This window comes from Streptomyces sp. NPDC055966 (genome assembly GCF_042269865.1).
In the GTDB taxonomy this organism is placed as follows: domain Bacteria; phylum Actinomycetota; class Actinomycetes; order Streptomycetales; family Streptomycetaceae; genus Streptomyces.
The window spans coordinates 1-6,741 of record NZ_JBHJYK010000065.1; the positions used below are offsets into that span (position 1 = coordinate 1).

Sequence of the window (6,741 nt, forward strand, 5' to 3'; positions counted from 1 at the left end):
CGACGTGGTTGGGCACCTGCGCCTGGCCGCCGGCAAGTACCCCGAGGACCCCCGCCTGGCCTCGCTCATCGGCGAGCTGGCGATGGGCAGCGAGCGCTTCCGCCGCCTCTGGGCCCGCGCGGACGTCCGCGCCCGAACACATGGACGCAAGGCGTACCGGCACCCGCTGGTCGGACTGCTGGAACTGCACCAGGAGAACTTCGCACTGCCGGATGAATCAGGCATGGAGCTGCTGGTGCTGTCCGCGGCCCCCGGCAGCCCCGCCGAGGACGGGCTGCACCTGCTCACGGGCCTGGGCGCGGACAGCGCTGACGCGCATTCCCCAGTGAATGCTCAGGTCCGCGAGTAACTCAACGACGCCCACCCACCGCTGGGAGCGCCTCAACACTTGTGCCGGCCGCTGTCGTTTCTGCTGGACAGTTCGATTTCCGTCTGCGGCGGGAGGGCTCCCGAAGTGGTGTGCATCTGCTGTCCGTTCTCGGGTTCTGGCTCACTTTCCGGATGCTGTTGGTGATCTTCACTCGGTGGGGTGGCGTCTGCGGACCGCGATGGTGTTGATGTCTTCGTGGTGCTGCGCTGGTGGGAGCGGGGCGGTTTCGGCGGTCGGAGGGGTGACCGCGGTGGCGATGGGTTCGGTTTCGGGGCGGGTGATTCCGCCGTTGACGGTGCGGATGGCACGGGCGAGTAATCCGCGTGGCACGGCTGCGATGTGGGTGCGAGATCGGCTGGACGGTCTGTTCAGGGATGCTGACTTCGCCGGCTGGTATCCGGCTGACGGGCGGCGTGGGCTGTCGCCAGCTCAGCTGGCTCTTGTGTCGGTGCTGCAGTATGCGGAGAACCTCACCGACCGGCAGGCGGCGGACGCAGTCCGCTGCCGTCTGGACTGGAAGTAATGTCTGGGCTTTGAGCTGGACGATCCAGGGTTCGACTTCACGGTGTTGAGCGAATTCCGCGGCCGGGTAGCCGAAGGAAGGCGTTCTGGGAGACGTACGGCCCCCAGGACCAGTCCGACGCCGCGACCTGGCGCTCAAAGATCTACGAAGCCCGGCACCTCGGCGCCGTCCGTCTGGAGCGCCACCGCCTCGGCAACCGGGAAGGCGTGCTGAACAGCTACGAGGAGATGGCACAGGTCCTCGCCGCCGTTGGCTGAACGCGGGCTCAGCTCCTGCGGCAGGTAGGCAAGCCACGGCCAGCCGCTGCCCCTAACGCCGTCGGGGCCAAGCCTTCGAGGGTTGTCCAGTCATGACGTGCCCTTACCGGGATGGCGCCCGCTACACTCCCACCGCTCAACGTTTCAGCAGGGCAGGAACGAAAGCACTCCTGGAGTAGTAGATCCAACCCCTGGCAGATACGGTGATTGGGAGACGGCTGCTCGAGTGGGGACATCTGTCGCCTTGGGAGTCGGGGGAACGGAGTAGGTAGTTGGAGAAGGAACTGTGGGTGGGGCTCTCGGACGCGGTCCGCGGGATCCGGGAGGAGCTCGATAGTGCGCTCGATGATGGCAAGGGTGAGCGCATCCTCTTCGAGCTCGGCCCGATCGAGATGGAATTCAGTGTCGACATGCGCAAGGACCGCTCCGCCAAGGCTGGGGTGAAGGTCTGGGTGCTCAACGCGTCCGCGGGCGGTGACAACGGCACCACCTCGACCAATCGCCTCAAGGTCACTCTCAACCCGGTCACCAAGGATGGGAAAGCAGCCCGCATCGCCTCCGAGCGCGGCGCCACCCCACCGCCTCCGCCCGCCTTCTGAACACGACGGAGGCGTCGGGGAGTTCGAGGCAGGTGACATGCGGCACGACGCGTGGCAGCGGGTCATGGCTGTATGGTGCGGCCGCTACGGATCCGGCTATCTGGTTGCAGCGGACCTCGTACTCACTGCGGCGCACGTCATCGAGGACGCAGTCCGCGTCGGCACCCGCGTACAGGTCCAGCCGCTCGACGCCACCGACGCCGAGTCCTGGCTTCCTTGCGAAGTAGCCTGGATTCGGGACGACGACGGCGTCGATGCGGCCTTGCTGCGCATCACCGCCGCGCCGGGACGGGCGCCCGCCGTGCCCGAGGTGCAGCGCTGGGGCCGTCTCACCGGAACCGATCCGGGCATCTCCTGGCAGGCTGTCGGCTTCCCTGACGCCGCACCCGACGTGGCAGGGCTGCGCGAGTCGGAGCACCTCTCCGGCACGCTCAACCCCGGCTCGCGGCGCCGCGGCCGGCGCTACGCGGCGCTCATCTCCGCGACCGCCCCCGGCGACCTTGGCGACTCGCCCTGGTCGGGCACGTCGGGCGCCGCGATGTTCTGCGGCGACCTGCTCACCGGTGTCGTGGTCGTGGATCCTGCCCACTGGCGGCACGGACGAGTCGAGGCCGTGCCGATCCAACTCCTCTCCGAAGACGCCGAGTTCCGCGCCTTGATCGAGCAGGCGACTGGGGTGCCCCTCGCCGTGGAGTCCGTCGAACTCGCCGAGACCCTCGCTGCCCCTGCACCGCATCGACCGGTCACCCCCATGGGTCTGCTGCGCGCGGACGCTGAGGTCGCTCCCTTCCACGGGCGTATCGAACTGCTGGCCCGCTGCGAGAACTGGTGCACCGCACCGGCCGACGCTGCCGAAGTGTCCCTGCGACTGCTGACCGGACCCGGCGGTCAGGGCAAGACCCGGTTCGCCCTGGAGCTGATCCGGCGGATGCGCCGCCACGGCTGGGTGGCCGGGCGGCTCACCGAAACCGAACCGGACGAGAAGGCCGCACGGGCCCTGGTCCACGCACAGGCCCCGGTCCTTGTCGTCGTCGACTATGCCGAGGGCCGAGCGGCAGCCCTGCACACCCTGCTCACCGCGCTGGCTCGACGCACGTCCGGCAGCCCGCTGCGGTTGCTGCTCATGGCACGAGGCACGGGGGAATGGTGGACCACGCTGCGCGGCGCCCACCCCCTGGTCCGTGACCTGGCGGGCCCCGACGCCGAGTACGCGTTGCCGCCGCTGCACGCTGACGGGTCCTACACCTCCGAGGACCGGCGCCGTACGATGCACGCCTTCGCCACCGCACTGTCCGGCTTGCGCGACTACGGCCCCTGCGACAACGACGACAACACCGTGGACTGGCATGCCGCCGCCGACCGGCTCCTGGCCCTGCCCGTACCGAAGAACCCGACGGCGCCCGGCGCCGGCCCCGCGGCCCCATCCTCCGCCCTGGAGGAGCAGATAGAACTGCTCGCCGCGCTTCTGCAGGCTGGGCCCCGGCCTGTGCCCCAGCAGACGGGTAGCGTCGAGGACGTACTACTCGAACACGAGCACCGTTACGGACAACAGGCCGCCCGGGCCCGGGGGCTCACGCTCTCCGACAGGGTGCTGCGGCGTGCTCGCACCGCCGCCGCGCTCGTGCGCCCCGAGCATGAGACCGACGCGCTGACCCTGTTCGCCGCGATGCCCGGACTGCGTGACTTGACCGAAGACCGGCGTCTCGACCTCACGGCCTGCCTGGGCGACCTGCATCCCCCGGGCGAGCGCGAAGCGCAGTGGGGATCTCCCCAGCCCGACCGGCTCGCCGAGCACCTCGTGGCCACGGCCCTGCGCGAGACGCCCGACCTGCTCGACAGGTTCCTGCCCGCGCTGCCCGGGTCCCTCTGCTACCAGGCGTTCACCGTGCTCGGCCGCGGCTGGCTTCAGGAAACAGCAATGGGCGACGCCGTGACCCGAGTGATCGCGGCGCACGGCCGAGCCCTAGCGCCCGCCGCCGTCGCTGCAGTCGGCATGCTCACCGACCCCGGGCCGTCGTCCGCGCCGTCGATGCGCTGCTGTCGGCCAAGGAGATCGACGCCGGTCTCCTGGTCGACCTGCTGCGGGCGGTGCCACAACACAGCGAAGCCCTGGCCGCACACGCTCTCCTGATGGCCGATCGCCTTGGGAACGGATTGATGCCGGTGCTGGAGGGCGCCCGCGAGCAGGTGCTGCCGCCACTCGCCGTCGCCCTGGAACAGCTCGCCTGGCGTCTCACGTTCGAGTACCACGACGAGCGCTCCGACCAACTCTTGTGGCAGTTCCACGTGGTGGCCGAGGCACTGGTACGGGAACAGGGCGAGCAGCATCTGATGTGGCTGGTGTCCGCGCTGAACCTGCGGGCCTTGTACGCAACGGAGTGCAAGCAGTTCGAACGGGCGTTGGAGCTGGCCGCCGAGGCGGTGCGGCGCGGACGCGCGCTACTCGACGACCCAGAAGGCAGCACACGGCTACTTGGCGCATTGAACACCCTGGGCGTGGTGCTCAGCTACCTCGGCCGGCACGACGCCGCGGTCGAGGCATTCGGGGAGGTTGGCCGCCTCGCCGACGACACGACGGACGGATCCCCACCCTGGAGCCGGTCGACCGGCTGGCGCGGCAACCTCGCGAAGGAGCTGTCCATGGCGGGACGGCACAAAGAGGCGGCCACGCAGTTCGCCCAAGCCCTCGCCGAGGCCCGCGATCGGGCCACGCGGCTTCCCGACACCGGTCGGGCCGAACTCGGCACAGTGCTGATGATGGCTGGCCACTCTCATCTGCTGACCGGCCGCACCGTCAAGGCGATCGCCCTCATCGAGGAAGGACTGCCGATCCTGCGCTCGCTTGAGGCGCAGCGCCCCGGCCCGCACTCCCGCACCCTGGTCCGTGGGCTCGTCATGCGAGCGACCTGCGCCCTAGCGCAGGGAGACGAGGCCACTCAGATGACAGTGCTCGACGAGGCGCATCGGCTCTGCCGTCGCCGCGCCCCACACGACCCGGCGATCCAGTTGCTGCTCGTCGACGTGCTCGGCATGCTGTACAAGTTGCACACGAAGCGGGGCGAGCAACGCCTTGCTCTGCGCGCCGCCAACGGCGCCGTGCAACTACTGCTCGACCAAAACGGAACCGACGATGGCCACAGGGCCCAGCTCCTCGACGCGCTGCTCACCCTGGACCATGCCTATGCCGACTTCCACGCCCCCGACCGCGCGACCGCCACACTCGAAACGGCCCTCGCCCTGTACGAAGACGGCGTACGGTCACCGACCTACGACGAACTCGACCGCTCCGACCTGCTCAACCGGCGCGGCAACCGGCGTGCCGCAGCCGGTGACCACTCTGGTGGCCTCGCCGACCTCACCGAGGCCGTCCGACTGCGCCGTGCCGCCGCCGAACGGGACCCGGCCAAGCAACTGCGCCTCGCCCTCACCCTGAACGACTTGGCCAACTACGAGCTGGTGGACCGTCCGCAACGTGCGGTGGACACCCTGGAGGAAGCCCTCCACATCCTCCGTGCTGAGCACCGTCGCGGTACCGTCTCCACCTACAAGCTGGTCGGGACCTTGATGAACTTAGCCTCGGCGCTGCGCCACGCCGAGCGTCCGGATAAATCCCTGGACGTCATTGAGGACGCCTTGGCCTCGTGGAAGCCGGTAGCCTCGACCAGCCGTCAGGACCAAGAACTGCTCGCCATGCTCTGGACGTGCCGCGCCCAGACCCTGTACGCCCTGAACCGCACAGCAGACACTCTTCACGCCGCGGACCGAGCCTTGGCAGTGTACGAACGGCTGACACGGGACGGCCACCCGCCCGTCGACTCCGCCACCTTCGGCCTCGCACTGGTTCGCCGGGGCACCGCGGTGCTGGATCTGCACAGCGGCGACAAAGAAAAGCTAAGGGACGGAGCCCATACGCTCCTGAACGCCCTCCAGCTTGCCGCTCGTCTCGGCTGGCAGGACCTCGCCGCTGCCGCGCTCGCCGCCCTGCAAGAGGCCGGGATCGAAGTCACGGCTGGCCAACCTCTGCCGCCCCATCGTTGACCTGATCGACAACGGACTGGCTCAGAACCCCGCCGTTGAGACAAACCACGCGACTTCACCCGCGCAAGTCCAGTAACTCGCTCGTGAGATCGGTGTCGCATGCCCACAGTACGGAGCCCGACGACATCAAGCCCGACAACCGACTTGCCTAGTGAACCGTCCACAAGTCCCCGGTGAGAAGACGGGGTTCGCTGACGGCATCGAGCACACCACGCTGCTCGGCGGCGAGGTCAGCGACCTTGCGTACGTCCGCAGCGTCCAGGCCAGAGGCGCTCAGATCGTCCGCGATCGCGTGCAGGGAGGCGAGCACGGCCTCACTCCACGTAAGGAGACCGGGACCGGCGACAGGGCCGAAGTACGGGCCGCAAACAGAGTGGACGCGGCTGACGATCTCGCCGAGCTGAGCGAAGAAGCCCCGCCAGAGGGGACGGTCGTAGGCGCCGAGACATTCGGGGGCCGGCGCTGTGGACGCTCACGTAATTCGGCTCTGGCGCTGATCCTGTGACGCGGTAGGTGTGAGTGGACATCGCCGCTGCGGCCACCGGCCCGCTGTGGATGCAGTTGTATTGGCTCAAGCGCCGTGACCTGATCCGCCGGGCCGAGGCCGCCGGTTTCCGTGCGCTGGTCCTCATCATCGACGCGCCCAGGATGGCGTTCTGTCCGGGGGAGGCCATCAACGGGTTCGCGGTGCCCCGGGCATCTGGGCGGTCAACGTGGCGCACGACGTGATGGCCGCCTCGCACGGCAGCCGGGACGGGGAGCCGGCCATCGCTCGGCAGTCCAAGGAGCAGTTCGATGCCTCGATCACCCGGGAGGATCTCGCCTGGCTGCGCGTAGTGACCTCCCTGCCCCTGGTGCTTAAGGGCTTGCCGGGAATCAACACGCTGATTTGATCTTGGGGTTGTCCGGGTCGAGGAACCTGGTGATGTCGGCTGGCGTGCGGAACCGGGCTGT

At 68.9% G+C, this 6,741-nt stretch carries 7 protein-coding genes and 2 pseudogenes; 7 read left to right on the top strand and 2 right to left on the bottom strand.

The features are described from left to right. Nucleotides 1-349: pseudogene (locus ACFC8N_RS48515) on the top strand (XRE family transcriptional regulator); the annotation flags it as partial. A gap of 168 nt (nucleotides 350-517) precedes the next feature. Here ACFC8N_RS48515 and ACFC8N_RS48520 read toward each other — a convergent pair. Continuing rightward, nucleotides 518-700: a hypothetical protein gene (locus ACFC8N_RS48520; RefSeq protein WP_376296067.1), complete on the bottom strand. Its 183-nt coding sequence runs from the start codon at nucleotides 698-700 to the stop codon at nucleotides 518-520. Here ACFC8N_RS48520 and ACFC8N_RS48525 point away from each other — a divergent pair. The 4 genes and pseudogenes from ACFC8N_RS48525 to ACFC8N_RS48540 form a co-directional block, all read left to right on the top strand. Then, a pseudogene (locus tag ACFC8N_RS48525) lies at nucleotides 627-989 on the top strand (transposase); the annotation flags it as partial. The gene ACFC8N_RS48520 and the pseudogene ACFC8N_RS48525 sit on opposite strands and share 74 nt — an antisense overlap. A 433-nt stretch (nucleotides 990-1,422) precedes the next feature. Next, nucleotides 1,423-1,749 carry a trypco2 family protein gene (locus ACFC8N_RS48530; RefSeq protein ID WP_376296061.1) on the top strand — a complete coding sequence of 109 codons (327 nt, stop codon included), beginning with the start codon at nucleotides 1,423-1,425 and terminating at the stop codon, nucleotides 1,747-1,749. Between the two features lie 37 nt (nucleotides 1,750-1,786). Further along, nucleotides 1,787-3,880, top strand: a complete 2,094-nt coding sequence (locus ACFC8N_RS48535; RefSeq protein ID WP_376296062.1) for a trypsin-like peptidase domain-containing protein — start codon at nucleotides 1,787-1,789, stop codon at nucleotides 3,878-3,880. Next, nucleotides 3,880-5,787 carry a hypothetical protein gene (locus ACFC8N_RS48540; RefSeq protein WP_376296063.1) on the top strand — a complete coding sequence of 636 codons (1,908 nt, stop codon included), beginning with the start codon at nucleotides 3,880-3,882 and terminating at the stop codon, nucleotides 5,785-5,787. Before ACFC8N_RS48535 ends, ACFC8N_RS48540 begins: the two co-directional genes overlap by 1 nt. 148 nt (nucleotides 5,788-5,935) lie before the next feature. Here the strand turns inward: ACFC8N_RS48540 and ACFC8N_RS48545 are convergent, their stop codons facing one another. Further along, entirely contained in the window at nucleotides 5,936-6,097 is a 162-nt protein-coding gene (locus tag ACFC8N_RS48545) for a hypothetical protein (RefSeq protein ID WP_376296064.1), read from the bottom strand. Between the two features lie 209 nt (nucleotides 6,098-6,306). Between ACFC8N_RS48545 and ACFC8N_RS48550 the strand changes: the two genes are divergently transcribed. Further along, nucleotides 6,307-6,516, top strand: coding sequence for an alpha-hydroxy-acid oxidizing protein (locus ACFC8N_RS48550; protein ID WP_376296065.1), 210 nt, complete (start codon nucleotides 6,307-6,309; stop codon nucleotides 6,514-6,516). Beyond that, nucleotides 6,501-6,680 (top strand): hypothetical protein, encoded by a 180-nt coding sequence (locus tag ACFC8N_RS48555; protein ID WP_376296066.1) that lies wholly within the window; start codon nucleotides 6,501-6,503, stop codon nucleotides 6,678-6,680. The genes ACFC8N_RS48550 and ACFC8N_RS48555 overlap by 16 nt, the downstream gene beginning before the upstream one ends. The last annotated feature ends 61 nt before the right edge of the window (nucleotides 6,681-6,741 follow it).

Coding starts and splice junctions, on each gene's coding strand:
- ACFC8N_RS48535 (WP_376296062.1), top strand. CDS start 1,787: ATGCGGCACGACGCGTGGCAGCGGGTCATGGCTGTATGGTGCGGCCGC.
- ACFC8N_RS48540 (WP_376296063.1), top strand. CDS start 3,880: ATGGCCGATCGCCTTGGGAACGGATTGATGCCGGTGCTGGAGGGCGCC.